Source organism: Rickettsia endosymbiont of Lasioglossum villosulum (assembly GCF_964026455.1).
GTDB lineage: Bacteria > Pseudomonadota > Alphaproteobacteria > Rickettsiales > Rickettsiaceae > Rickettsia.
On sequence record NZ_OZ032152.1, the window covers coordinates 527182 to 553596 of the forward strand.

Genomic DNA, 26415 nt, shown 5'->3' on the forward strand with positions numbered 1-26415 from the left:
ATAGTGGTATTTCTAGCTTTTTTTGTTATTATAGTCAATGTTATTCCTGCGTGAGACTTGCTTGCGTGGATGGATAGTCGTCATTGCGAGGAAGAGGCGAAGCCTCGACGTGGCAATCTTAGGAGTTCTACTTCATGAGATTGCCACGCTTCCTTTGGTCGCTCGCAATGACGATTTACGAGCCATGCAACACGTTAAAATAACAAACGAATTAAGATTTTAAGATAGCAAGATGCCGAAATTAAAAATATTTTTATTTAAATATCTCTATAGTAAAAGATTTATAGGTATTTTAGTCGCAATAGCTATTATTTTCTCTTATTTCACTTATTACACAATATCTATCGGCACAAAAAATGGTGCAGTTAATTCTAGTAAAGTGATTTGGTTTTTACTAATTGATTTAATAATTTTCTTAATCCTTGGCATATTATTAACTCGCAGATTTTTCCAAAGTTTTTTCTTTAAAAATAGCGATCAAAATACTTCTAAGTTACAAAATCGTATAGTAGTTGCATTTAGTCTAGCTGCTGCTATTCCCACTATAATCGTTTCAATATCTTCTGCTTATTTTTTAAACCTTAGTATTCAGGCTTGGTTTGATCGAAAAATTTCTGTTGTACTTGATCAATCTATAATGGTTGCTGATTCTTATATTGCTGAACATAAAGTGCTGTTACGAGAGACAGCACTTGCTGTTGCTGAGGATTTAAGTGATATGTATTACGATTTAATTCATAATCCCGCTTTATTTACTAAAACATTAAACACCGAAGCAGAAATGAGATCGCTTGATGAAGCAATAGTGTTAAATAAGTCGACTAATACAATAATTGCTAATAGCTATTTAAGTTTTTCTCTATCATTTGCAACTATTCCTGCCCATCTAATTAAAAAGGCAGATTCGTGTGAGCCTGTAGAAGTAAAATCTGATCCAACTAAAATAAGAATGTTAATTAAGTTAAAAGAATATAATGATGTGTATTTACTAGTTGGTAGGTCAATTGATAATAAAATTATTGATCATATAGATGCAACTAATGGAGCGGCAGCAGAGTATCATCGTCTTAAAAACCAGATAGGGAATATACAAATAAAATTCTCAATTATTTTTATCTTTATAGCCTTATTACTTCTTTTAATAGCGATAAGTTTTGGTGTTATAGTTACTGCTAAAATAGTAAATCCCATTAAGAAGTTAGTTATTGCAACCGATAAAGTAAAAAGCGGTGATCTAACAGTGCAAGTCCCAGAGAATGAAGTAGATAAAGACGAAATAGGAACGCTTTATGCGGCATTTAATAGAATGATTAAGCAGCTTTCACGCCAACAAAGGGATTTAGTGATAGCACAACGGGCATTAGCTTGGTCGGATGTAGCAAAAAAAGTAGCACATGAGATTAAAAATCCGTTAACACCTATTTTGCTTGCTTCTGAAAGATTGCTTAAAAAATTTAGTCCTGAAATTAAAGAAAGGGCAGAGTTTGAGAATTATTTAAAAATGATTATTCGCCATACTAATGATATTAAAAATATTGTATCTGAATTTGTTCTTTTTGCTCGTCTTCCTGCACCTAAATTTACCAATTGTGATTTGATTTATGTAATTAATAATATTGTAGAAGCACGTAAATTACTTAATGATAATATTTCCTATAGTTTTGAAACTAATATCGATCAATTTAATTTTACGTGTGATACTACTCAAATAAATCAAGTGATGATAAATTTGCTTAAAAATGCTGAAGAATCATTAGAGGGAAGTAATCAAGCAGCAATAAAAATTAATGTAAATGCGAGTGAGCAATTTATTAATATTGCAGTCATAGATAACGGCAGAGGGTTCCCGCCTGAGCTAATAGGTAAGGCTACTGAAAGCTATGTAACCACTAGAAGTAAAGGTATGGGAGTAGGGCTTGCTATAGTCAAAAGAATAGTTGAAGAACATTGCGGTGTTTTAGATATTGCAAATAGAGAGACAGGTGGAGCTGCGATTGATATTAGATTTAACCTTGAGGAGCTTAAGCTCAAGGTTAAACGTCATGAAATAGGTGTAATTAGTTAGGCTTTCTAAAACTCCAGAAAGCCTATAATTTAAGGCTCAACACTAGTGTAAGTATCACTATAAATATTTCCTTCAGTATTTACATAGTTCCGAATTATTATTAAATGGCTGCATTCCATCGGAAAAACTATTAGAGGATTTACTGAATAAATAATTTTATTTACAACAATCATTTAAAATAATTGTCAAAAAATTAATATTTATTAGCTTAGGTTAAGATTTTATATTTATACTTATTAAGTATTATATAATTTTTTAACATAAATAAGTTAGTATATGTCTAAAGACTTTGAATCCAAAATAAAAACACAGAAAGAAGCAAAAAAAGTACAAGAAGCACCACCTGTATCGGGGCTAAAGGGACGCATGGCATTAGGCTTTGAGTCTGAAATAAAAAAAGCAAAAGAAGCAAAAAAGATGCAACAAAATTCTATTAAACCTTTAATAGATATTATAGATAACGCAAATTTACAAAATCCTAATCAGGTATAAGAACTAAAAAAGGTTCAAACACAACTAGCAAATTGCTTTAAAGAAAATAAATTAGCTACTCATAATAAAGTAGATCAGTACTTAGAAAGCAAAGCTTCTCAAGATCGTCAAGAAGTTATGAAGGATGCTAAATTACCATTTGAAAGATAAAATATATAAACTTATTGGAAAAATGTCAGGTGCTTTAGGTATATCTTCATTAAAAAATTATTGTCAAAAGAAACTTAATGAGCATGCTGTCCAAAGGCAAGAAAAGAAAAAAATGACAGATAAAAAAAGTCATGTGGAGAGATTAAAAGAATCAACAGTAAAACGTGGCAATAAAGTAAATGAAAGATAATTATATCTGTGAATTTTTGAGTTTTGTTATAATTAAAGCAAAATAATTATAATTTTTAAAATAAATTTTAATACGTAATTAAATATAAAAAACCTTTAAGAATCAGCTCTTAAGGCTTTTGAAATTAAATATTTATACTGGGTAGTAATAAGTTATAAAATAAAAATAAAAATAATTTCAAAATTGTAGTTGACAGGTTCGATTATATTGCTTATAACTACACCTATCGAGAGCGACAAATGAAAAAAAATCGCAGCTGTTTTTAAAAGTAAATAATTAGATATAGATAGTGACAGTAAACATGTACATATCACAAAAGTGATAATTAAACCTGTCAATTTTTTAAAGTAAAACTGACAGAATCAAACTTGAGAGTTTGATCCTGGCTCAGAACGAACGCTATCGGTATGCTTAACACATGCAAGTCGAACGGACTAATTGGGGCTTGCTCCAATTAGTTAGTGGCAGACGGGTGAGTAACACGTGGGAATCTGCCCATCAGTACAGAATAACTTTTAGAAATAAAAGCTAATACCGTATATTCTCTACGGAGGAAAGATTTATCGCTGATGGATGAGCCCGCGTCAGATTAGGTAGTTGGTGAGGTAATGGCTCACCAAGCCTACGATCTGTAGCTGGTCTGAGAGGATGATCAGCCACACTGGGACTGAGACACGGCCCAGACTCCTACGGGAGGCAGCAGTGGGGAATATTGGACAATGGGCGAAAGCCTGATCCAGCAATACCGAGTGAGTGATGAAGGCCCTAGGGTTGTAAAGCTCTTTTAGCAAGGAAGATAATGACGTTACTTGCAGAAAAAGCCCCGGCTAACTCCGTGCCAGCAGCCGCGGTAAGACGGAGGGGGCTAGCGTTGTTCGGAATTACTGGGCGTAAAGAGTGCGTAGGCGGTTTAGTAAGTTGGAAGTGAAAGCCCGGGGCTTAACCTCGGAATTGCTTTCAAAACTACTAATCTAGAGTGTAGTAGGGGATGATGGAATTCCTAGTGTAGAGGTGAAATTCTTAGATATTAGGAGGAACACCGGTGGCGAAGGCGGTCATCTGGGCTACAACTGACGCTGATGCACGAAAGCGTGGGGAGCAAACAGGATTAGATACCCTGGTAGTCCACGCCGTAAACGATGAGTGCTAGATATTGGGAGATTTTCTCTCGGTTTCGCAGCTAACGCATTAAGCACTCCGCCTGGGGAGTACGGTCGCAAGATTAAAACTCAAAGGAATTGACGGGGGCTCGCACAAGCGGTGGAGCATGCGGTTTAATTCGATGTTACGCGAAAAACCTTACCAACCCTTGACATGGTGGTCGCGGATCGCAGAGATGCTTTCCTTCAGTTCGGCTGGACCACACACAGGTGTTGCATGGCTGTCGTCAGCTCGTGTCGTGAGATGTTGGGTTAAGTCCCGCAACGAGCGCAACCCTCATTCTTATTTGCCAGCGGGTAATGCCGGGAACTATAAGAAAACTGCCGGTGATAAGCCGGAGGAAGGTGGGGACGACGTCAAGTCATCATGGCCCTTACGGGTTGGGCTACACGCGTGCTACAATGGTGTTTACAGAGGGAAGCAAGACGGCGACGTGGAGCAAATCCCTAAAAGACATCTCAGTTCGGATTGTTCTCTGCAACTCGAGAGCATGAAGTTGGAATCGCTAGTAATCGCGGATCAGCATGCCGCGGTGAATACGTTCTCGGGTCTTGTACACACTGCCCGTCACGCCATGGGAGTTGGTTTTACCTGAAGGTGGTGAGCTAACGCAAGAGGCAGCCAACCACGGTAAAATTAGCGACTGGGGTGAAGTCGTAACAAGGTAGCCGTAGGGGAACCTGCGGCTGGATTACCTCCTTAAAGACTAAATTTAAGTACATTACTTTAATAGTAATTACTTCAGTCCAAATATTTACTGTCACTATCTTTAACTAATTGTTTGCTTTTCAAAAAACTTTTCTCATCCTTACATTTATCTTACCAACCTACATAATATTAAATAGCCTTATTTTTCTGTCATTGCGAGGAGCATAGCGACGAAGCAATCTAGTAAAAAAATGCTATAAATTAACATTTTTTATTATTTTTTCTGGGTTACAGCAAAGTTTCGCTCCTTGCAATGACGATTTTAATAATATTACAATTTTCCCTGGACACTACTGTGCAGTAACAGTGGGAATCCTATGACACCACCACAGTTGCTTGTAATGATGATATTTATGCTTAATTAACAATGCCATTTCCTACTATTTAAATAAGCAGTTTTTTTGATATTATTATTTTTCCAATTTTGCAATGAAGGATCAGAAATATTATATAATCTAAAATTTTCTTTTGCTTGATTTAGGCTTGTATCGTTTGTTCCTCCCTCAAAATCAGGATCGTAGAATTGGACCTCATCATATTCCCACGCACATATATAATGTGATCCGGGAAAGTCATTTGCTGGAAATGAAAAACTTTTACAAACAGGACATTCTATAGTTTTATTTTGTAACATTTCTTTAAAATATTTTCTTAAGTAATCTTCGTAATTATCAACTTCTTTTAATATAAAGTGATAATGCGAATCGGCTTCTTTAGTAAAATGAATAATCTCAACTTCTCCGAAAAAACCATATATATTATCTATAAAATCATTATCTACTTCGTCTAAAGCAGTAAGGTTTCCGCTTACATTTGATACCATATCGTTAGCACTTATTTGCCCTAAACGAAATCCTTTTGAAAGTGCTCAGTACCCTATTTAAGGGCCTTATATTGTTTGAGTTATTCATACTTAGTTATTGATTTTGTTTGTCTACCGGCTTTTCTTCTATTAACAGTTAACAAAATTCCTTTAAAATAGTGATATAAGCATTCTATTTAAATGATAATAAGTAGTTTTTTAACAATAATAAATAAATTAATTGTTCTAATTTAATAAAATTCCTTAATTAAATGTAATTAATATAGCATAATAATATTAATTAATATTAAAGGAATAATATATGCATTATTTAGGATATGGTGGTATTTCTCTTGGATCGATCCTCGCAATAGTAATATCATTTAACGTAAACCATTCAATATTATGGGCTATTATTCACGGATTTTTTGGTTGGTTTTATATTGCGTATTATTTATTGTTCAGAAAATAAGTTAGGTTCTTGGCATTTTGGTTAAAGAATCATCACCTGCTAATGAAATATCTATATTACTTTAATTTTCTAACTCAAATGGTGTTTGAAATAAAGTAACACCTAATTGATTATTGATTGCATGGTGGTTAGCTAATTCTGAAGCAACCAAAATCTTTCCATTATTTAATTCAAATTCCCAATATACTGGGGTATGCCAGTGTTTACCATTCGCTTTTAAATTAGCAAAATCTTTTTTAAAGGTTGCTGAAGAAAAAGTTTTAGCAATTAAACGTCCATTATCAAAAGTTCCAACTGATTCAACAATTTGAGTTATATCAGGGAAACTTTTACGAAAATCGATAAGACCATAATGCAAATCATAAATAGTCTCGATATTGAGTATCGGATGTATAAATTTCCCTTTACCCTCAACATATTGTGCTACTTTATCCTATGGGCTATCTGGCTCAAAAAGTGCGTTAATAAAATTAGTTATCATTTTTTTTTCTGGATGCATAATAATTATTGATTTTTAAATTAATATTTGATATCACTTTTTAAATTTATTAGATACTACAAAATTTGGAGAATGGCAAGGTGATTAATATTGAAAGCTTATATAAAAAACCTTATGCATTAATTCCTTTTTCGGTTAAAAAAGCTCAAATAGAAGAAGCTATAGGTTCTTTTTTTGAATTCCTAAAACTTCCTGAGAATATAAAGCAGCATATAGATTTAAAAATTTCCCCTTTACATCGGAGAGGTGATATCGGTTTTAAGCATCGTAACCCTGAGGATGATATTTATAATGATAGTAAAGATTTTTTTCATTATCATCCAATTATTGAAAAACACTATTCTGAATTTATTAAAAAGCATGAAACGCTCAGAATATTTTTAAAAAACGCTGCTCTATTATGGGATATTGTTTATTATACTATTAAAGATATATTAGCTAATTTTGAAAAAGACTATCCAAAATATTTGATACTGATACACCGCACATATTATTAAGGTTTCTCAAATATGATTATTCAGTATCGGGTCAGTATCTTGCAAAGCCTCACTTCGATTCAGGATCATTTACTATCGCAATAGCAGAAAGTAGTCCTGGTCTTCGAATTGGAACAAATCCTGAAGATTTGGAAGTTGTCAGACATAAAGAAAATAAAGCTATTTTCTTTATTTCTAGTAATTTTAGAAAAATAATTGATAATGAGCTATAAAACCTGCATGGCATGACGTAATTCAATTAGATAAATCTGAGATTGGCAAGTCTTTTTCAAGATGGGCGATTGTGGCGTTTATTGATGGGCATTCAGTTGAAGCTTTACCAAGAAGTAAAACCCATAAATTTTTTGTAAATATATAACTTTTATGAATCGCATTTTAATTGATTTACCGGAAGTAATTGAAACATCAAAACTAAAGTTACAAATGCCTAAAGCCGGGTACGGAAAAGGCTTGTATCAAGCGATGATGGATGGTTATGAGGATTGTATAAAATGGCTTAATTGGTCTTCGACTCCTCCAACTTTAGAATCGGTTGAAGAGGAATGTAGGAAGCATCATGCTGAGTTTATATTACGTAATTGCATTCGTTATCTTATCATCGATAAAGCAACTAATAATATTGTTGGCAGATGTGCATTCCCGCCTATTCAATCAGGTTGGTCAGTGCCGCAATTTGGTATTGCATATTTCATAAGAAAAAGTCAAAGATCTAAAGGTTATGCTACTACTGCAACTCATATAATGGCTTTACTAGCTTTTAGAAGTCTGAAGGCTAAGAAAGTTGAGATCCATTGTGATGCAGAAAATTTACCAAGTATACAAATTCCTTTAAAGCTTGGATTTAAGCTAGAATATTCCCAAAAAGGTGGATGGTTAAGGCAGGATAATACACTAGCCGAATTAAAGACTTTCTCTATATTTTCTGAAGATGAGCTTCTGCATTTAGAGATTGATTTATTTTAATTAAAAATCTCTTCTTTTTTCTGTACAAAAGGACGAGCATCATAAAATAATTCTATACGAGAAATAAGCCCGTCATTAAAAGATAATAGTGAAGCACCTCGAAAAATACCGATAGGTGCAGGGCAATCAAATTCAAGTGCCAGCATAACTTTATCATTAGAAGAAAATTTTTCACTAATTGTAAGATTCTTAAAGAACATAGCAAAGTTTTTCGCTGCCTCGACAACTGATTCTTTACCATCCATAACTGATAACGGTCCTATAAAATGAATATCAGAATGTAAGCAGGAAGCCATTTCCTCAAATTTCTTGTTATTCATGGAAGTATAGTAAGTTATTGCTATATTCAGATTCTTATCAGTCATATTATAATTTTCTATTAGTTTTTATACCTACAATATATTATTTAAAATATATTTAAAGAGAAAAATATGCTTACTGATATTATTTTCTAAAAAATATAAATGAGTCAATATACCGAAGCAGTAGAGCTTTTAGTGTTGTTCAATTAGTTCTTTTGCTAGTCCTGATAATTCTTCATTAATTTGATCAAAGCAGCTTAGCCAAGGAAAGTGTCCTGTATTACGTAATTCGACTATTTTTATATTAGGACGAGACCATTCTTTATCTTTCAAAAATAGTTCAATAGGCAGCGATCTATCATCATGACTTCCAATAATTAAGGTCGGTAATTTACTAGGTATCCAGCTATATTTATAAGAGTTATAAAAATTTTGACTAGCCCATATTCTTGTTTTTATGTTATATGAACAAAGCTCTAATAGCTCCTTTCCTGCAGGGATCTCATGTTCGCAAAATATATATGGAATATTTGCATAAATAAATGCCTTTAACTGATCATCTGTTGGGTTTGTATATAGCTCATTTATATCATTGGTTAAATCTGGTAAATTATATTTAGTAGCAGTTTTTTGTAATAATTCCATCCATGAACTATTAGGGGCACTATTCATTATAACTAAACCGGTTAATAAATTTTCTAAATTATCTATAGTTAATGCAAACATACCACTAAAAGAATGGGTAACAAGTATGCAGGGTGCTAATTCAGTTACTACTTCTATTAAACCCTCTTTCCAATCTTCATAACTTATTTCTTTAACATTACGATCATTGTTGCCATCTCCAGGAAAATCCCCTATAAACAATGAACCTGGTAAATCTAATTTTGATACGAAATCAATCAAGTAATTAGCTCCCATGCCAGGACCGCCAGGAAGGAAAAGCCAATTAAGTTTATAAATACTATCTTCCTTTAATTTATTTAACCTATTATTTTTTATAAATAGATAATTAGCCTTTATTTCTTCCTCTTTCATATAGCACCTTATAAAACGACTATTTAATTTTATACAATTTATAATATAAAAACTCAATTTAATATATCTCATTTATCCACGCTTTATAAAAAATTCACTTACTAAACAATTAATTAATATAATTAAAATATTTTGTTATAATCATAGGTAGTAATTATTACTAACTATTAAAACCCCTTATTATTGCTCTTAACCCCATACTAATCCTTACTTTTCTCAAATTACTCCTAAGTTATTAATTTATATTTTTAGTTAAATTTCTATTGCTTTCTTAAATCTTCTTATCTAGATTCTTCCGATAGCTCATTTTTAACAAAATATTAAAAATTATGAAATTTAATAAGAGTATAAATTATGTTTGGGTGGTTTCAAACTAAGCACGAAAAATTAATACAAGCAATAAAATCAAGAAATGAATTAGAAGCACAAAGATTAATTACTGCAATGAATATTACAGAGTTAAGCAAAGTTGATAATAACAGCGAGACAGCTTTAACTTGGGCTGCAGGTAACGGCTTAGAAAAGATTTGTGAGTCTCTTATTCTTAAAATGTCGCCACAGGCTATTAATCAGATTACTAAATACGGTGAAACAGCTTTAACTTTGGCTGCAGGTAATGGCTTAGAAAAAGTTTGTGAGGTATTAATTCTTAAAATGTCGGTGCAAGCTATTGACAGTGTTGTTAAAGATGGATTACTTAAAGGGCATACAGCATTAAACATAGCTAAGAATAAAGGTTTAAAAAAAATATGTGATTTATTAACTCACAAAATAGATGAACAAAACAATCCACCTATAGAAGTAAATAAGCAAGATCAAACTCAAGCAAATCTTCCAGCGTCAGAAGAAAATCTTTATAAAGTACTACAAAAAATGCTTGAGATACAAAAGCTAGTAGAAAACACAGCCGATTTATATACGCATCCAATAAGTCAAAACATAAAAGAGGTTATAAACAAGGATCAAATTAATAATGATATGTTAATCGATTTAGCAGGCAAACTTGATAAAGTATTAGAAGAGCAAACTATAATAAATAATCATTCATGTAAAGAAAGGCTTGTTTTATTCAGCAAAATAGCGATGGATATAACGGCTAAGTTAGATGATGACAATACTATTAGCTCAAACAATAAAGCTATAATGCAAAACGTCATGAACAAAATAATAGATAGGGTAGCAAATTTAACAAATATATCTCTCATAGAAAAAATAACGACTAGTATAACAGAGCTTAAAACTGGAAAAATTACAAAAGGTAAGCTTTTAGACATAGAAGATGAAATGGAGGGGTTTATACTTGAACAAACTAATAAAGAAGCTAACATGATGCTAACTTGGTCAGTAAAAGAAATAGTTTATGATAAGCCGCTTTTGAATCATCCAAAATTGCTAGAGTTAGCTTTAAGCAAATTTAGCCTGCAAAAAATAGCCGAGTTAAGTGATAAGTTAAGCCCTGATATAGTACAAGAAGCTATTACTAATTATGATTATGAGCTTGTCTTAGCCGCATTAATGAGCGTCGAAAATGCTGAAGTATAAAAAATGCTAATTTATAGTATTTTTTATTATTTTCTGGATGCCGCGGTCAAGCCACGGCAGGCATTGCCTGTGTAGATCATTTTCCCCTGTCATCCCGTGATTTATTCACGGGATCCAGTTAAAAATACTAATAAAATTAGTATTTTTTATTATTTTTTGAATTGCTACGTCGCTATACTTTTCGCAATGACGACTTTCAATCTACGTTTAAACTCTAAATTTATTCAGAATATAATTCTGGGTGACTGCCACTAAGTTCTAGGTATTTGTCGTTACTATATTCTAAATGGTGGCTTCTAAAAAATCTATCAGCCTCGTTATGATTACCCTTATGATCAAAATCTATTAACAGCTTCCCATTATCATTTGCATGTAGAATATTTGTAAATAATCGATCTCCTTCTGATCCTTTTAGCTCAATGGCATTATTTCTTATAAATTTAACACCAGTTCCCCCTTTACTATGGTGTAATATACCTTTTTTTAGAGCGTTTTCGTAGGAATCTATATTATTATCTAATTGAAGATTTTTAGAAATTTTCGCATAACAATCTAGCCCTTTATATTTTCCTATAAAAGTTGTATCTGTGCTTTTTATAATATCTTTATCAATATACCATATTATAACATCATTTTTAATAATGTTTTGGCTAGCTTTATAAAACGCTTCTTTCTTTAATAGCTGATAATGTTCATGGATCTTCTTTGGATCGTGCTGCTCAACAAGCTGCTCTATATCTTCTGCTGGGTTCTCGTCTAAAGAATAGCTTACGATAATTTCTTCTTGTTTTTCTTGGCTTAGTTTATTAGCATACTCCTTAGCTGTATCTGTATCTTTATTTAATAAGGAAGTAGCTACCCCTATTTCTAATGTTTCTTCATTATTAGGGTTATATTCTAAGGCTTTTTTAATAGTTTCAGCGGCTTCGCTAGGTTTTTTATCCGCAAGTAAACAAGTACTACTTGTATTAAGTACCTCAATGGCTTCTTTATCAGAGAATTTAGATTCTTCTATAAATTTTAGAATCTTTTTTAAACTCAAATAATTATTAACGAGTAAGTTATATTGCTTTAAAGTTTTACTATTAGCTACTTGTTCAGCAGGTATTTTATTAAAAATAATATGTGCTGTTTCGTATTCATTAGCATAAATTGCTAATGTAAAAGCATGCTTATAATCTAAATAATTATGTAAAAATTTAATAAAGTCATTTTTTATTTTTAAATCCATTATTTTATTATGCTTATTAATATAAGCGATGTATTTTAAGGCTTCATATTTTTCTTTACAATATGGAGATAACGCATCAGGATTAATTGATTTTAATTCTTCATCTGTAATTAAAGAAGTTTTAAAGTTCATCAAAAGTATTTTTTTTAAGTATCCATTAGGTAATTTTCCTACAAATTCGTCTATTTTATCAATTTCATTTTGAAGAGTAAAAATTGATATTAAGTTACAAATTACATCCTCATCTTTACAATTCTCAAGAGCCTTTAAATAATATTTTTCAGCCTCTGTATAATTTCCAAGTTTACAATATGCTAGAGCAAGGTTAGAGTAGCAATTAGTGAGATCAGGGTCTGACTTATCATTAGGAAGTGGTTTCTCAGTTAGTAATTCTATGGTTTTGTTATAATAATTATTATCTACTAATATTTTAGAGAAGTTAGACAATGCATTAAAATCATGTAGCCAGTATTTTTTAAAATCCATAATAATTTCTATTTGAAATTTAGGCTCTAAAAACATAGTAATTATTGCTGTAATAGCTTGAGTACATTTTTCATATTGTAATTTATTAGTAGTTTGCAATTTATCTAGAAATTTTGCAGTATTTTGTAGTAGATATTTTATAAGCTCATCTGCCATTGCTAAATTATTATTCATTGTAGCGGCATGTATAGCAGAGAAATATGCCATAGCTTTTGAAAAAGCATCTACATTTATATCTTTACTGCTATTATTTATTTTATATATTTGAGTTTTGTCGCCTATTTTATATTTTAAATGAGTCGTTTTATTACGCTCAATATTATACTTTTTAAGTAATGCGTTTTTACTATATTCATGATATTTATAACTATCAAATAGCTTTGTCATAATATTTTTAGTAGTCGTTACATCCCCTTTATTATGGTTAATAGTAAAATTAACTATTTCCACTGCTGCATTAGCATTTTCTACATATAAAATATCGTTATAACATGTTTCAAAATTTAATAATAAATGTGCATACTCAGCTATATTAGCTTTAGCTTTTTCTGAAATAATTTTTACATTGGAGGAATAAATATCCTTAATCTTATTTGTCTTATACATAATTTTACTAATATTAATTTTTTAAAAAAGAATTAATATATAGCTTTTTTTGTAAAAACTCAACTACTATTAACTTCCTGTAATAATAATTAATTTATAACTTTTCAATTTATAGTTTAAAAAACCTATTGACTTTAGAGTTAAAAGTGTTTATTACCATATCTATATGTAATTTATAGTTGAAAAATATGTTAGGCTTATTAAATAGTACGACTAATCAAAAAGAGAAGAAAAGATTTGTATCGATAAATAATAGAGTTACAAGAAGTGATCTAGATGAATCGTTTTGGCATTCTATTGCGGCAAATAGTTATGATACTAATTGGAAAAATATCCCAATGCAAAAAAGCCCTTTTCAAATTGTAACTACTCAGAATTTAATTCAAGAGTTAAAGCCTAAAACTATTATTGAATTTGGAAGTTTTAAAGGAGCTTCAGCTTTATGGTTAGCTGATATACAAAGTCTATCTGTAGAAGAAGGGAAAGTAATTAGTATAGATATTGATTTTGACAATATCGATTCAAGAGTAAAATTTGATGATAGAATTGAATTTTTACAAGGTGATTCTAATAAAGTAGAAGAAATTTTTCCCAAAGAAAAAATATCTGAAATAATTCATCCGCTACTTTTAATAGAAGATGCTCATATTAATACTACAGGTATTTTAGATTATTTTCATAATAACATATTTAAAACCGGTGATTACTTTATTGTTGAGGATACTAATATTGACTATAACAATGCGTGCTATGATATTTGGAGAAAAACCTTGCATAGAAAAACTAGAAAATTTAAACAATAAAATTGTTAAATTAACTAACTGGTTGAGAGAGAAAAAAGATTTATATTTAGTTGATACAAAATATGTAGATTCTTTTGGTATTACTAATGCTTCAAAAAATTGGAATTCAGTAATAAGAAAGTTTTAAGATAAATTATGAGAAAAGAAATTTATCTTAAAAATTTTGATATTGGATATAATGATATTTTAAATAATCTTTCTGATAATCCTCATCAAGCTAGTATGTTTTTTAAAGATTTTTTAGAAAAAACATATCCGGATTATATCAAAGAAATTAAGGATGCAATAAATAGTGGTGCGGAAATTATACATATAAAGAATGCTAGTAAGCAGAATTATAATGTTCTAACTCCTTATAACGGTGAAGTAGAAGTCACAGGAATAGAGGATTTAATTTGTCATATGTATGGAATAATAAGTGCAATAGATAGTTTACATATATTGTATAAAGATGAAGATAAAAATATTATCAGGGCAGTAGCACCTCGGTATGGTTCTCATAATGAACGCAGCTCTCAGTCACCTTTTAATGATTTAGATTGGCATGTTGACGCTGCGTATAGACCAATGCTTGAAAAAGCTAATAATCTATCGCCTATAGTTGATTATTTGATTTTCGGCATTGTTCATAAAGGGCATGAGAACTTACCTATAGTTTATATCAGCCTTAAAGATATATTAAACCAATTAAGCTATGATGATATTTTAGTAGGGCTAAGCAAAGAATTTACGATTATGAGTGCGGACTCTTTTTTGCATAAAATATCGATCAATAATATGCCTTTATTAGTAGAGCATTCTACAGGATATTATAGTAGAATAAAAATGGACGTTATAGCTGAAACGCAAAAGGCACAAGATTTTTTAAATAGAATTAGAGAGATTGTAGATCAGAAATCAATTCAGAACCATATATACGTTAACTCTGGGGATATTGTTATATTGAGCAATAAAGCGGTTTTACATAAGAGAGATAAATATACCCCTAAATGGGATGGAAAAGATCGTTATTTCACAAGAATATATGCAGTAAAAGATATAAAACAAGGAGTGCTAGCAGATCCTGATAAACCTTGGATATGGATATAAATATAGATATTGTCAGTGGTAAATTGTATTGCCCGCATGGACCAAAAAGCGTTCTCGGTATCATATCGAATAGTATTGGATAGTTTATTATTATAAGGATATTAAATAGCTTCCAAATCGTCATTGCGAGGAAATTACGAAGTAATTGACGAAGCAATCTAGCCAAAAAATGCTACTTATAATTTTTTATTATTTTTTCGGGATTGCCACGTTCGTTTCATTTGCGTAGCTCAGACGAATCTCGATCTACGCAACAAGGCCTTGCAAAGAGTGAAGCTTTGTTGCAATCTCATGAATTAAAGTTATAACTTCTAAGATTACGTACGTACAATATTTCATAATTTCCTCGCAATAACGAGACCTTTTTTAATAACTGTCCGGTACTGTAGGTTTGCGTGGATCGAAAAACGTTCTTGGTGTCATACCGTGGTGGCATTGTTGCGTGGATCATTCTCCCCCCTGTCATCCCGTGGACAAGCCACGGTAGGTATTGTTGCGTGGATACCAAATCGTCTGAGCTACGCGACTGCAAGGAGCGTGGCAATCCAGAAAAAATAGTAAAAAATGCTATAAGTAGCATTTTTGGGCTAGATTGCTTCGTCAATTATTTCGTAATTTCCTCGCAATGACGACTCTCAATCCACGCAACAATGCCTCCACGGTATGATACCGAGAGCGTTTTTCGATCCACGCAATAATGCCTCCCGTGGCTTGGGAACTAGATCCAGAAAAACAATTTTTGATACTAATAATTTTAGTATTTAAAGCTGGATCCCGTGATCAAGTCACGGGATGACAGGCAAAAACTGATCCACGCAATAATGCCTCTGCGAGAATGACATACAGGACGTTTTTTGAGCCATGCGACGACACTAGTACTATAATGGAGTGACAGAGAAAAATGATCCACGCTGGCAATGTCTACAAAAGAATAAATAAGTTTTACTAGATCGTATGAAATAAAAATTATTTCAATTTTAAAACATGCTCTAAAATTTTCTCTGCGGCAGCACTAGCAGATAAATCGCTAACGTCCAGTTCTAATAAATTAGAATGTGAGATATTAATTAACTCTATCCCCTCTTCAATTTGTAGAGATTTATAACGCAAAGCTCTTTCAGGGTTTGCTACACGTATTTTATTTTCTTCTTTTGAGATAAGTAGTTTTACCGGCACAAAAAGCGAATCACGCTGCAAAGCCATATTCTCTACTTGTTTAAAAAGCTTGTGATCTCGTTCAATTTCACCGAGTACATTAGTTAGCACATAATTATTGCTATGTTTGCAAGAAATAAATTCAAAAATATTATCCCGAATTTTCCTAATTATTTCCCAAGCAAATTCCGGAATCTCTTTAAATCCATCATATTCAAGCAACGCAAAAATAGGATTATTGATTAGTTGGTTGTCACATACAATATATCCACTTTTGCTAAGTTCTTTCGCTATAGTATATTTATACCTTTGATACTTCAAGATTTGGCATGTCAAATTTCGGGATTCGCCTGTGCTCACGTATTAATATACGCTGTGCAGGCTCACCGCTTATTTGACTTACCAACTTTTGAAGTATCTGCGGTATACCCGTTCTAGGTTTTCCTATCAAATAAATAATGGCTGTCATTTTCTAATTCTTTCCTCTAATTCCTTATCTAAAAGCCAAATATGTTCTTTTTCAAAAATTTCATAACGTAATTCTTCTTTTTCTTTATCAAGGATAGGTAAAGGGGCTATTTTAGCGGCTCCGTAATGAATACCTTGAAAATCAATGTTCATATCTAGGCAAGCTTTTTCAACCGATTCAAGATATTTTAGACTGTCATCAATAAAAATAATTTTTTTAAAATGTAAATTATATTTCTCAAGAACAGCTTTAAGTACTAAACCTTTATCTGCTAAGGAAGTTAGAATAACTCCTGATATTAACATCGGAATCCCGTTTTCATTCTCAAATTCCGGAAAAGTCGTATCTTCTTTAAAAGGTGAAGTATTAATGAAAGAAATATCCACTTGTTTTAAAGCATCAAATCTCAAATTTTCCATTTTATCTATTTTACCATACTTCCCTGTCCACCATCCGGTTAAAGCAATTGCCGGAATGTTCCGTTGTTCTAAGCTTTTAATCAAGCCTCGCATATTTGGTTCAACAGGCTGAGCATTACGTCTTTCAAAGACGCAACTATACAAATATTTAAGCTCATCTTTTGAGTAGTGTTCTCTTAGTTTTTGCGTTAGTGCTACTCTAACGGGAGCATTAAAAGCAAACTCATCGGTTGGTATTGCAAGCACATCATCCACATCAAAAATAACTAAAGTATCTTTATCGGCTTTACATATTCCTCTATTACTTTGAAATCATTAGTCGGAATAATATCCCCGAAACAATTAGCGGATAAACAAAAGAGGCTTAAGAGGATAAAGTTTAGAGGTTTCATTACTGCTCTATTTTTAATTTAGAAATTGGAAAATTACGAATTGTTGGATGCATTACAGAGTGTAAAATTATGATAATTATTATACCGCTTGGTTGTTTTATATAATAAATTACATGCTTTTTTATAGGAAAGCTAAATAGATTTTGATAGATATTAGAACGCAATACTCCAATATTAGGATTGGCACTTAAATCAAGCGTCTTTTTATATATTTCATCTAAATATTTTGTAGTCTGCTGTTTACCCCAATTTTTTAAGCTGTAATTTATAATATCTTCAATATCACGTTTAGCACTATCGGTAAAATCACATTTATTCATTAATTTTCATTTTTAAACTGTCAAAAACACTTTTGTGTGAGTGAATTTTACCTTGAGAAATATCATTTATTCCTTCAGCAATAGCAATTTTTAGGAATTGCTCCTTAAAAGCTTCCAGCTCTTTAAATTCATTGTTAGAAATAATTACTGCTACAGGCTTACCATTTTTAATAATACTAATAGGTTCTACTTGAGCTTTAATAAGCAATTCTCCAAATTCACGTTTTGCTTCAGTTGCGTTTAATTGTTCCATAAAATGATCATTTTAATTATTTTAATCAATTAAACCATAAATTATTAATCTAATCAACTTATTTCTTACCACTTTCCCACAAACTTTCTACATCTGAATCTCTAAGTAGATGTAAGTTTTGCTTTATCTTATCATCGCTCCAATCCCACCATTTAATTTGTAGTAACTTTTCTATATCTTCGTCAGAGAAGCGTTTTTTAATCAAACGAGCAGGATTACCACCCCATATTTCATAAGCTCCAATGTTTTTAGTTACTAAACTCCTTGCTCCTACTATTGCCCCATCTGCTATTTTAATCCCAGGCATAATTAAGCTTTCAGTACCGATCCAAACATCATTTCCAAGCACAGTATCACCTTTGAGCTTATAAGCTTTCGGTGGGACGGTTTCGTAATTGTCAAAATCTTCATCAAAAGAATCGAGAGGATAAGATGCTATCCAATTATAATTATGCCCTTGCGTCCCACCCATCATGAATTTAACACCGGTAGCAATGGAACAGAATTTGCCAATAATGAGCTTATCAATTTCATCAGCGTCACAGTTATTATTTTCTACATCTAAATACGTAACGCATTCATCAAATGCCACACCATGATAATAGCCTGAGTAATAAGAATATTCGCCTGCTATAATATGCTTTGATTTGACATGATCTTTAATATAAACCGAATCACGATAACTATTAAATATTTTCATTTTTTATACCAATATAAATATCTAAAACAGCTTCATTATGGTCGTGGCTTCTTTCATCATATATTTCGAAGTCAGCTATATAAGCTCTTTTACCACCTAAAGCTGTATCATCCATTTGCCAAATCTTTTGCCACATATCAATAACGATTGTCGGTATTTGCCCGGGATCTGATGTAAATTTTGCATAATTCTGTAATGGGATAGTTAACTCTTCAAATCCTTGACTAACATTTTCAAAAGTAGTAACCTCTTCACCCAGAAAATAGGTATATTCTCCATTTTCATCGCTATCGTAATTTGTGTAAACTGCAAAAATTTTACCGGGATTTTTTCTATTCAGAATTTTATCTTGTAAGTTATCAGCAAAAAATCTTTGCAACATAGACTTTATTTTAGCAGTATCAGGATTGAATTCAGCTGCGTTAGAAGTACGAGTTGTAATACCGACCAACTTAATTTCGGGTAATTGTGTAATAATTTTATTCATTTAGCACTCCTTAAAGTAATTTGAAGTAGAATATTGTAACATAAACAATTTTTAAAAATATGTATACTCGTTTTATTTGAAAAATTGGCTACGTCGTTTTATAAGATCTGCGGTGCTCAAGTATTATTATACGCTCCGCTCCTCGCCTTATAATCTCCTTGCTCTTTTCCAAATAAAACTTCGTCTACTTAAGCCTTTATTTATTTGATGTATAAAAACTTAATTATTAATCTTTGTTTGGATGATAGAGAATGGCAGGAATATCACCGCATACGAGCGGAACAAATTTTTGATCCTATAAATGTAGAATATGACTCTAACCATTCGACTATAACTGCAAATAATCATTATCATTTTGTGCTTTATAAGGCAAAAGAGATAGTTGCAACCGCTCACATAGAATTCTTAAATAAGAATGAGGCAGCTTTAAGATCGCTTGCGGTGGATAAGCTCAGTCAAAATAAAGGATTCGGTAAATATATGATGCAGCTTTTAGAAAAATGGTTAAGAGACCAAAATATCAAAATTCTAAAAATGCATGCAAGAATAAGTGCTGAAGCTTTTTACCGCAAGCTTGGATATATAGATGTGGAGTTTAACGATATTTCGATACAAAAAAATTATATAGATTTAGGAAAGGTATTATAAATTTATGAGTGCTTTAAAAGATTTAATTACCTTAGAAAAAGACGCACGAGCTTATGGGTTTGATTGGTCTGATTATGAGATGATTTTAGAACAGGTAATTGATGAATGTAGAGAGATAAAAGAAGCTATTAACGATGGTGAATCTAAAGAAAGAGTACAGGAAGAAATAGGCGATTTACTCCACACAGCAATTTCTTTATGTAGGTTTTTAGAGTTTGATGTAGAAGAGACGCTTAACAAAACCAGTACAAAATTCGCTAAGCGTATGGAGGCAGTAAAAACACTTACCAAAAAACATAATTTGCTAAATCTACAAGGACAATCCACAGAATTTTTGCTGAAGCTTTGGAGAGAGGCAAAAGAGATGGCTAAGGAAAAATAAATTATTTACTATATTCAGTCGATATAATATTTTCATAATACTCATCGCCTATTTCTAAAAATAAATCAAAAAAAGTAGAGCTGATTATAGTTTGCGGGAAACAATACTCTCTTCTAGAATTTTTTATTGTCCGATTCTCTGCAATAAATTTGTTCGCTTTTTGTCGCATTTTACTTATAATTATAGCAATAATATTATCTTCGCTGTACCGTAATAAATTTTGTCTAATGAAATCTCGTATTTTACTCTACTTACTGCTTGCCATGATAAGTTAAATATTTGTCCTACTGAAAAATCTTCAAATAAATCTGTAAAAGTTGATAAAGCTTGCTTTTCTGCATGCTGATCCATTTCAGGAAAGCTATGTTCTTCTAATAAACATTTTAAATTTTCTAAACATTCATATTTAGTGATTAGCTCCCGCATTTTAATAACATCGTTTTTCCATGAGAAAGACCATTCGCCTTTAATAATATTTAGAATTGAATTTAAATATTCTATTTTTTCTCTAATATCCATATTAGGTAAAAGCTCCCATAATACTCTATCTCGATAATAACCTACTACCTTGTCGTTTAAATCAAATTTAAAAACATCGAGATTATTTTTTAAAGGATTAATTTGTATGAAGCCTCTATGATTTAGATGTTCTATAATATCATATATTAACTCTTCGTCTGGTGCTAAACTTGTTACAGTAGGTCCTTCTAAATATGGTTTTATAAACTCAAAGTCTTTAGTAGCCGAGTGTTCTGCTGCAGAAATTAAATATACCGCATCTTTCAATGTCAATTCCTCAACTGCAGGAATATCAGTATTAACAGGCAAAAATGTTTGCATTAAAATATTTCTTTTATTTTCTTCTTCAGCTTGTTTTTTTTGTTTTCTAATATCTTTGCAATGAGAACATGAGCAGTGTGAATTGTCTCTATGATCACATGCAGGGCAAAATTTTTCAAAATGTACTATGTTACAATTAGTATGACTCCTACCTTCTAGTTTACTTACTAGGTTTACATCTGAGCAATATTTACAAAATAATTCATTATGAATTACAGGAGGAAAGAGTTTAATTAACGTATTAGGATGTACGTTAATCTTAAATTCTTCTAATAAATCAACCATTTTTTCATGATTATAGTAACGTTTTATTAAATCTTTAATTTGTTCTTCTGTTAAATGTGATAAATCTTTATGAGCCATAGGTTAATATAAATTAGTTGATTATTAGGTATATAATTGTAACTTACAAAATTGGGCTTATAATAGAGAAAGTATTATTAATATGCAACTATTTTTAGTATAATAATTAGTAGAACAATTTAAAGAGTGAGTCAGGAAAATATAATTTGACAGAAGAAAGGCAAGAAGTATTAGATTATTTTGAAAAAACGAGCTTTTAGAGTTACCTAAAAAATAGCTAGAAGATCAAATTAAAACTGCGGTAGCTAATTTTTTCAAATAAAACGAGTATATAAATCCTCATTTTGGTCGCTTATACCGCTTATGTTAATTTTATATTCTTGTTCTAGTTTTGTGATAATTTCTATATAGGAAAGCGATAAATTATCCATCAAATATTTTTTACTTTCATCGGGATTTTGAATTAATTTAAATTCAGCAAAATGTTTCAAGGTTAATACTGGTCGTAATGTTTCAGTTAAATCTTGATTACCTACATATTCATGGATTTTCTTCTCTAAAAGTTCTTTCGTTTTTTTGCTAACCATAAGAGAATCATCATTTAAATAATTATTTAGGGTGAATAATTTGTAGATATACTTACTTAAGAGGGTTTTATTATTTTTGATATATTTAGGTATTTCAGCCTCTGCTTTCCATATTACAAAATCTTCAAGATGAGCTTTGGTAATATAAGCTTTTTCTACAATTTTATATATTTTTTTATTACGGAATAAATGTTCAAGTTCTAATAAAGCTTTTAAAGCTATTTCTTTTTCATCAATTATTGATCTTTGATCTCTATAAAAATTATTTATAATTTTTGAAATAAATTTAGCATCATATTGTAATAGCAGCTTAACAATATCGAAATTAGCTTTAGAAAAAGACATAGTCGCTGCCTCTAATGGAGTAAAACCACCAAAACCTTGAGTATCTATAAAAGCACCGTTTTCAAGTAAAATTTTTATTATATTAGTATAGCCCTTTTGAGCGGTTAAATGTAAGGGAGCATCTCCAAAATTATCTAAGTTGTTAGGATCAGCTCCTCTTTTTAGTAATAATTTAATTATCGTATCATTTTCATTTTGCTCCTTTATAACCCAATGTAAAATTACACCGCCTCCTTCAATATCATCTTGATAATTTGTATTAGGGCTAATACCATGCTCAAGCAAATACTCAACTTCTGCAATATTTTTCTCTCGTATCGCTTTAAACAATGCTTCCTGAGTAATTAAAGAAAGCTTCTTTTTGCTGTTATAGTGCTTCTTAATATATAATTTTATTCTACTTAACATTGAAATAACCTATCCAATTATTAAGCTATACTATAACATATTTTTAATTATTACATAACTATTACTATCAATTAACTTTTTTAGAGGTAAAAAAAGATTGTCAATCGTCAACTATGTTTTAAATTTAAAAAAAGAGATTTTAATTTAGCATTAGAGATAATGATTAATTTACGCATAAGAGCAGTAAGAGCGATCATTTTCTTTTTAGTTTAAAACATAGTCGACGTCAGTTAAATATGTATTGACAAAAGGCATGCAAAACCATAATATTAAAATATGCAGAAACAACACTATTTTGAATTTAATCAAGAAAAAAACTTTTTTTATTTAAAGAAAGAGGAATAACGTTTGAACAGGTAATTGCTTTAATAGAAAAAGGCTATGTATTAGATTTAATAGATCATCCTAATCAAAGTAAATATCCAAAGCAAAAAATGTACATAGTTGATATAGATAATTATTGTTATTTAGTACCCCATATTATTCAAAAAGATAAAATTTTTTTAAAAACAATTATACCAAGTAGAAAAGCAAGTAAAAAATACTTAAATAACTAAGGTTTAGAAATTATGAAAAAATATAAATTAACAGAAGAAGAACAAGAAATATTAGATTATTTTGAGCAAGATAGTGTTGTTAGAAAACCTATTACTGTTGAAGTAGAAAAAGAAATAAATATAGCTAAAACTGCGGCAGCTAATTTCTTTAAGAAGTCCGAAAGAATCAATATTAGATTAACCTCACATGATTTAAATCATATAAAACGGATTGCAGCTCAAGAAGGAATGCCTTATCAAACTCTTGTTTCAAGTGTATTGCATAAATACGCATCTGGGTATTTAGGTCTAGATAACTAATAATTAATCTATAATTTCTTTATACAAATAACCTTTCTTATTGATTAGCTTTTGTAAAGGTAAAAAAAGATTGTCAGGTAGTTTATCTAATGCAAACCATTGCCAGCTTTCTACTTTATGGGGTTCTAAATTCTGTAATTCATGCTCGTTTAAACAATGAGCTTTAAGGAAAATCGATATGTAATGTTTTTGCTCTTTTTCAAAAACATCATTAGTAACAGCTAAAAATTTAGGATCTTTAATGATCAAATTTGTCTCTTCTAAAACTTCTCTAATGATACACTCTTCAAAAGTTTCACCAAACTCTAAATGCCCACCAGGATTGCCATAGGTAGATTCACCATGCGAGTTAATACGCTTACCAAGCAAAATCTCATTTTTACTATTAAATAGGATAATCCCGATACCAACACGTGGGTAGTTAGTCATAAATCCACTTCCTTATAAATAGTGCGGTAGAGGTCAGAGGTTTTTAGTAGATGAGCGTGCGTTCCTTCGGCTTCTACTACTCCTTTATCTATTACCAAAATATTGTCTGCTGATTCTATACTGCTGATGCGGTGGGCGATTGAGATAATGATTTTTCCTTGCATTATATCCCTAATAGAGTTTAATAGTTTCTGCTCGCTTTCGGTATCTAAAGCACTCATTGCTTCATCAAGAAGTAGGATTTGCGGTTTGCGTAGTAAAGCCCTTGCTAAGGCTATTCTTTGCTTCTGCCCGCCTGATAGCCTAACGCCTTTTTCGCCAATTTTGGCATTAATCCCATCAGGAATTTTATCAGCAAAATCAGCTATACCGGTAATTTTTATTATTTCGGTTATTTCCTCTTCGCTAGAATCATTACCAAACATAATATTTGATTTAATAGTACCAGAAAAAATACTAGCTTCTTGCGGAACATAAGCGATTAATTTACGGATTTCATTAGGATTTAAAAGAGCAATATCTTGGCTATTTACCAAAATTATACCGCTTTCTTGGACATAAAAGCCTAATAGTAACTGCATCAAAGTACTTTTACCTGAGCCTGATCTGCCAACGATACCAATAAACTGAGTAGAATCTATTTTAAAAGATATATTGTTGAGGATTTTTAAATTAGGTCTTGATGGGTATGAAAAATTTACGTTTTTAAACTCTAACGATATAGAATTAACGGGCTTTAAATTCGAATAATTAGTATGATTAATTATAGGTGATTTATCAATGATGGTAACTATTCGCTCTAAAGCAGCAAGCGGCAAGTGCATCTCGCTTAATAGCTCAAAAATACCACCACTACTAAAGCCGGCAATAATTGCATAATAAATGAATGATATAATTTGACCGGAGGATAAATTACCTTTTACTATATCCAAAGCCCCAATCCAAATAACGAGTGTAACCCCAAGAAATATAAAAGCCATTGAGAATGCGAAAAACAAAGCACGAATTTTTAAACGAGTTGCCGAATAGGTCAAATAATCTTGCAGCAGATTATTAAACTCAGTAATTTTAGCTGCCTGACCGCCAAAAGCATGGATGGTTTTGATATTACTAAAACTTTCGTTAATATCAGATGCTAAAAGTGATTGAGATTCTAAGGTTTTTTTGGATAAAGCTTTAATATGTTTACCAAATTTGATTATAGGAATCAGTAGCAAAGGAATAGTGATAATTACTATCGATGCTAGTTTAAAGCTTTCAAAAAACATCAAAATAATGCTACCGACTAACATCACTGAATTGCGAATAAAAAAAGATAGGAAATTAACAATAAGCTTAGATATTTGATCTATATCACTCGTAAGACGGGAGATTATATCGCCAATTTTTAGCTCTTCAAATTCAGTAATTTCATAATTAATTAGTTTGCTATAGGCTTCCTTTCTTATTTGACTCGAGACTTTCTCAGCAACATTATTAATAAAATACGAACGGAAAAAACTAGCAATGCTTAAGATAATAATAAGCAGGCAGATATATAATATGGATTTATCAACTGCCGCAGTGCGATCTAAAACCAAACCCTGATCAACTAAATTTCTGAAAACATTTCCGATTAGTAATAACGCAAGCGATACGCTAAGAAGAGAGATTATAACAATGATCAAATCTTTTTTATAGAATCTTAAGTTTTTAGCCAGTCTATATAAAAGTTTGGTGTTCATATGAAAAGAATTATGTCATTCCTGCTTAAGGCTTGCCCCGCGTGGATTAGTTTTTCCGTCATTGCGAGGAAATTACGAAGTAATTGACGAAGCAATCTAGTTAAAAAATGCTAACTTATAGCATTTTTTATTATTTTTCTGGATTGCCACGCTCATTTCATTCGCTCGCAATGACGACTCTCGATCCACGCGGGGCAAGCCTTAAGCGGGAATGACATGTAATAAAAAATGGGGCGAGTGACGGGAATCGAACCCGCGACCCTCAGAACCACAACCTGATGCTCTAACCAACTGAGCTACACCCGCCATAAGTTATCAAAGTAACAGCGTGACTTTAAATTATTATCACTATTTAGTCAAGAATATTTATACCTTACCTCGTGTTAATTTCATTATTTCATCGGTAGACATATTTGAGGTACTTTTACCTGATAATTGTTGTATTAATTTTGTACCTTTTTTAGTGTTGTCTATATCTTTGCTTAAAGCACTCAAATCTTTACTATTAATAGTTTTTTCTTTAATAAATATTTTTGTAGTCATAAAAATTTCTGTATATATTTTATATAATTGTATTATAATTACTCTTAATAAAGAAATG

29 protein-coding genes, 1 tRNA gene, 1 rRNA gene and 2 pseudogenes are annotated in these 26415 nt (G+C 31.1%); 14 read left to right on the top strand and 19 right to left on the bottom strand.

From position 1 onward, the window contains the following. The first annotated feature begins 232 nt into the window (after positions 1-232). From AAGD49_RS02540 to AAGD49_RS02555, 4 genes are all read left to right on the top strand, one after another. Positions 233-2065, top strand: a complete 1833-nt coding sequence (locus AAGD49_RS02540) for a PAS domain-containing sensor histidine kinase (RefSeq protein WP_341788999.1) — start codon at positions 233-235, stop codon at positions 2063-2065. A gap of 276 nt (positions 2066-2341) precedes the next feature. Further along, positions 2342-2557: a hypothetical protein gene (locus AAGD49_RS02545; protein WP_341789000.1), complete on the top strand. Its 216-nt coding sequence runs from the start codon at positions 2342-2344 to the stop codon at positions 2555-2557. A 124-nt stretch (positions 2558-2681) separates the two neighbouring features. Beyond that, positions 2682-2897, top strand: coding sequence for a hypothetical protein (locus AAGD49_RS02550; RefSeq protein WP_341789001.1), 216 nt, complete (start codon positions 2682-2684; stop codon positions 2895-2897). A 364-nt stretch (positions 2898-3261) separates the two neighbouring features. After that, positions 3262-4760 (top strand): 16S ribosomal RNA (locus AAGD49_RS02555). A gap of 367 nt (positions 4761-5127) precedes the next feature. Here AAGD49_RS02555 and AAGD49_RS02560 read toward each other — a convergent pair. Then, positions 5128-5589 carry a CPCC family cysteine-rich protein gene (locus AAGD49_RS02560; RefSeq protein ID WP_341789002.1) on the bottom strand — a complete coding sequence of 154 codons (462 nt, stop codon included), beginning with the start codon at positions 5587-5589 and terminating at the stop codon, positions 5128-5130. A gap of 301 nt (positions 5590-5890) precedes the next feature. On the opposite strand from AAGD49_RS02560, the gene AAGD49_RS02565 reads away from it, so the two are divergent. Next, entirely contained in the window at positions 5891-6040 is a 150-nt protein-coding gene (locus AAGD49_RS02565; RefSeq protein ID WP_341789003.1) for a hypothetical protein, read from the top strand. Between the two features lie 61 nt (positions 6041-6101). Here AAGD49_RS02565 and AAGD49_RS02570 read toward each other — a convergent pair whose 3' ends face one another. Continuing rightward, positions 6102-6398 carry a hypothetical protein gene (locus AAGD49_RS02570; RefSeq protein ID WP_341789004.1) on the bottom strand — a complete coding sequence of 99 codons (297 nt, stop codon included), beginning with the start codon at positions 6396-6398 and terminating at the stop codon, positions 6102-6104. A gap of 221 nt (positions 6399-6619) precedes the next feature. Here AAGD49_RS02570 and AAGD49_RS02575 point away from each other — a divergent pair, with 221 nt between their 5' ends. Together AAGD49_RS02575 and AAGD49_RS02580 are read left to right on the top strand one after the other, a co-directional pair. After that, entirely contained in the window at positions 6620-7036 is a 417-nt protein-coding gene (locus AAGD49_RS02575) for a hypothetical protein (RefSeq protein WP_341789005.1), read from the top strand. A 363-nt stretch (positions 7037-7399) separates the two neighbouring features. Then, the gene (locus AAGD49_RS02580) at positions 7400-7999 is read left to right on the top strand and encodes a GNAT family N-acetyltransferase (RefSeq protein ID WP_341789006.1); all 600 of its coding nucleotides are present in this window, start codon (positions 7400-7402) and stop codon (positions 7997-7999) included. On the opposite strand, the gene AAGD49_RS02585 is transcribed toward AAGD49_RS02580, so the two are convergent. After that, positions 7996-8364: a nuclear transport factor 2 family protein gene (locus AAGD49_RS02585; protein ID WP_341789007.1), complete on the bottom strand. Its 369-nt coding sequence runs from the start codon at positions 8362-8364 to the stop codon at positions 7996-7998. The genes AAGD49_RS02580 and AAGD49_RS02585 overlap by 4 nt on opposite strands. A gap of 129 nt (positions 8365-8493) precedes the next feature. Beyond that, a complete protein-coding gene (locus AAGD49_RS02590) occupies positions 8494-9339 on the bottom strand; it encodes an alpha/beta hydrolase (protein WP_341789008.1) in 846 nt (281 codons plus the stop codon). Between the two features lie 354 nt (positions 9340-9693). Here AAGD49_RS02590 and AAGD49_RS02595 point away from each other — a divergent pair, with 354 nt between their 5' ends. After that, positions 9694-10881: an ankyrin repeat domain-containing protein gene (locus AAGD49_RS02595; protein ID WP_341789009.1), complete on the top strand. Its 1188-nt coding sequence runs from the start codon at positions 9694-9696 to the stop codon at positions 10879-10881. Between the two features lie 220 nt (positions 10882-11101). Here the strand turns inward: AAGD49_RS02595 and AAGD49_RS02600 are convergent, their stop codons facing one another. Next, a complete protein-coding gene (locus AAGD49_RS02600) occupies positions 11102-13204 on the bottom strand; it encodes a tetratricopeptide repeat protein (protein WP_341789010.1) in 2103 nt (700 codons plus the stop codon). A gap of 338 nt (positions 13205-13542) precedes the next feature. Between AAGD49_RS02600 and AAGD49_RS02605 the strand changes: the two genes are divergently transcribed. Beyond that, positions 13543-14007 (top strand): CmcI family methyltransferase, encoded by a 465-nt coding sequence (locus tag AAGD49_RS02605; protein ID WP_341789207.1) that lies wholly within the window; start codon positions 13543-13545, stop codon positions 14005-14007. A 135-nt stretch (positions 14008-14142) separates the two neighbouring features. Next, entirely contained in the window at positions 14143-15096 is a 954-nt protein-coding gene (locus AAGD49_RS02610) for a cephalosporin hydroxylase (RefSeq protein WP_341789011.1), read from the top strand. Positions 15097-16062: 966 nt separating this feature from the next. Here the strand turns inward: AAGD49_RS02610 and AAGD49_RS02615 are convergent. The 7 genes and pseudogenes from AAGD49_RS02615 to AAGD49_RS02645 form a co-directional block, all read right to left on the bottom strand. Continuing rightward, positions 16063-16572, bottom strand: a complete 510-nt coding sequence (locus tag AAGD49_RS02615; RefSeq protein WP_341789012.1) for a hypothetical protein — start codon at positions 16570-16572, stop codon at positions 16063-16065. Continuing rightward, positions 16556-16679: pseudogene (locus tag AAGD49_RS02620) on the bottom strand (palindromic element RPE5 domain-containing protein); the annotation flags it as partial. The gene AAGD49_RS02615 and the pseudogene AAGD49_RS02620, both read right to left, overlap by 17 nt. A gap of 37 nt (positions 16680-16716) precedes the next feature. Continuing rightward, positions 16717-17394, bottom strand: a complete 678-nt coding sequence (locus AAGD49_RS02625; protein WP_341789013.1) for a DUF2608 domain-containing protein — start codon at positions 17392-17394, stop codon at positions 16717-16719. Positions 17395-17530: 136 nt separating this feature from the next. Continuing rightward, complete coding sequence (locus tag AAGD49_RS02630; RefSeq protein WP_341789014.1) at positions 17531-17851, bottom strand: type II toxin-antitoxin system RelE/ParE family toxin; 321 nt, start codon at positions 17849-17851, stop codon at positions 17531-17533. Further along, positions 17844-18104 (bottom strand): type II toxin-antitoxin system prevent-host-death family antitoxin, encoded by a 261-nt coding sequence (locus AAGD49_RS02635; protein WP_341789015.1) that lies wholly within the window; start codon positions 18102-18104, stop codon positions 17844-17846. Before AAGD49_RS02635 ends, AAGD49_RS02630 begins: the two co-directional genes overlap by 8 nt. 58 nt (positions 18105-18162) lie before the next feature. Next, complete coding sequence (locus tag AAGD49_RS02640) at positions 18163-18804, bottom strand: CatB-related O-acetyltransferase (RefSeq protein WP_341789016.1); 642 nt, start codon at positions 18802-18804, stop codon at positions 18163-18165. Beyond that, positions 18791-19291 (bottom strand): GyrI-like domain-containing protein, encoded by a 501-nt coding sequence (locus tag AAGD49_RS02645; RefSeq protein WP_341789017.1) that lies wholly within the window; start codon positions 19289-19291, stop codon positions 18791-18793. Before AAGD49_RS02645 ends, AAGD49_RS02640 begins: the two co-directional genes overlap by 14 nt. Positions 19292-19498: 207 nt before the next feature. Here AAGD49_RS02645 and AAGD49_RS02650 point away from each other — a divergent pair, with 207 nt between their 5' ends. After that, a complete protein-coding gene (locus tag AAGD49_RS02650) occupies positions 19499-19939 on the top strand; it encodes a GNAT family N-acetyltransferase (RefSeq protein WP_341789018.1) in 441 nt (146 codons plus the stop codon). Positions 19940-19943: 4 nt separating this feature from the next. Beyond that, positions 19944-20321, top strand: coding sequence for a MazG nucleotide pyrophosphohydrolase domain-containing protein (locus AAGD49_RS02655; protein ID WP_341789019.1), 378 nt, complete (start codon positions 19944-19946; stop codon positions 20319-20321). A gap of 1 nt (position 20322) precedes the next feature. Here AAGD49_RS02655 and AAGD49_RS02660 read toward each other — a convergent pair whose 3' ends face one another. The 3 genes from AAGD49_RS02660 to AAGD49_RS02670 all read right to left on the bottom strand — a co-directional run bounded on the left by AAGD49_RS02660 (position 20323) and on the right by AAGD49_RS02670 (position 22804). Next, the gene (locus tag AAGD49_RS02660; protein ID WP_341789020.1) at positions 20323-20490 is read right to left on the bottom strand and encodes a hypothetical protein; all 168 of its coding nucleotides are present in this window, start codon (positions 20488-20490) and stop codon (positions 20323-20325) included. Positions 20491-20501: 11 nt separating this feature from the next. Continuing rightward, the gene (locus AAGD49_RS02665; RefSeq protein WP_341789021.1) at positions 20502-21524 is read right to left on the bottom strand and encodes a hypothetical protein; all 1023 of its coding nucleotides are present in this window, start codon (positions 21522-21524) and stop codon (positions 20502-20504) included. Positions 21525-21778: 254 nt separating this feature from the next. Further along, positions 21779-22804: an ankyrin repeat domain-containing protein gene (locus AAGD49_RS02670; RefSeq protein WP_341789022.1), complete on the bottom strand. Its 1026-nt coding sequence runs from the start codon at positions 22802-22804 to the stop codon at positions 21779-21781. A 434-nt stretch (positions 22805-23238) separates the two neighbouring features. On the opposite strand from AAGD49_RS02670, the gene AAGD49_RS02675 reads away from it, so the two are divergent. Continuing rightward, on the top strand, positions 23239-23361 hold the full coding sequence (locus AAGD49_RS02675) for a hypothetical protein (protein WP_341789023.1): 123 nt from the start codon (positions 23239-23241) through the stop codon (positions 23359-23361). Positions 23362-23373: 12 nt separating this feature from the next. Further along, positions 23374-23661, top strand: a complete 288-nt coding sequence (locus AAGD49_RS02680) for a CopG family antitoxin (RefSeq protein ID WP_341789024.1) — start codon at positions 23374-23376, stop codon at positions 23659-23661. A gap of 102 nt (positions 23662-23763) precedes the next feature. Here AAGD49_RS02680 and AAGD49_RS02685 read toward each other — a convergent pair. The 4 genes and pseudogenes from AAGD49_RS02685 to AAGD49_RS02700 all read right to left on the bottom strand — a co-directional run. Continuing rightward, a pseudogene (locus AAGD49_RS02685) lies at positions 23764-24090 on the bottom strand (nucleotide triphosphate diphosphatase NUDT15); the annotation flags it as partial. After that, positions 24087-25814: an ABC transporter ATP-binding protein gene (locus AAGD49_RS02690; protein WP_341789025.1), complete on the bottom strand. Its 1728-nt coding sequence runs from the start codon at positions 25812-25814 to the stop codon at positions 24087-24089. The gene AAGD49_RS02690 and the pseudogene AAGD49_RS02685, both read right to left, overlap by 4 nt. Before the next feature lie 229 nt (positions 25815-26043). After that, positions 26044-26120 (bottom strand) — tRNA-His (locus tag AAGD49_RS02695). A gap of 60 nt (positions 26121-26180) precedes the next feature. Continuing rightward, positions 26181-26357: a hypothetical protein gene (locus tag AAGD49_RS02700; protein ID WP_341789026.1), complete on the bottom strand. Its 177-nt coding sequence runs from the start codon at positions 26355-26357 to the stop codon at positions 26181-26183. Positions 26358-26415 lie beyond the last annotated feature (58 nt).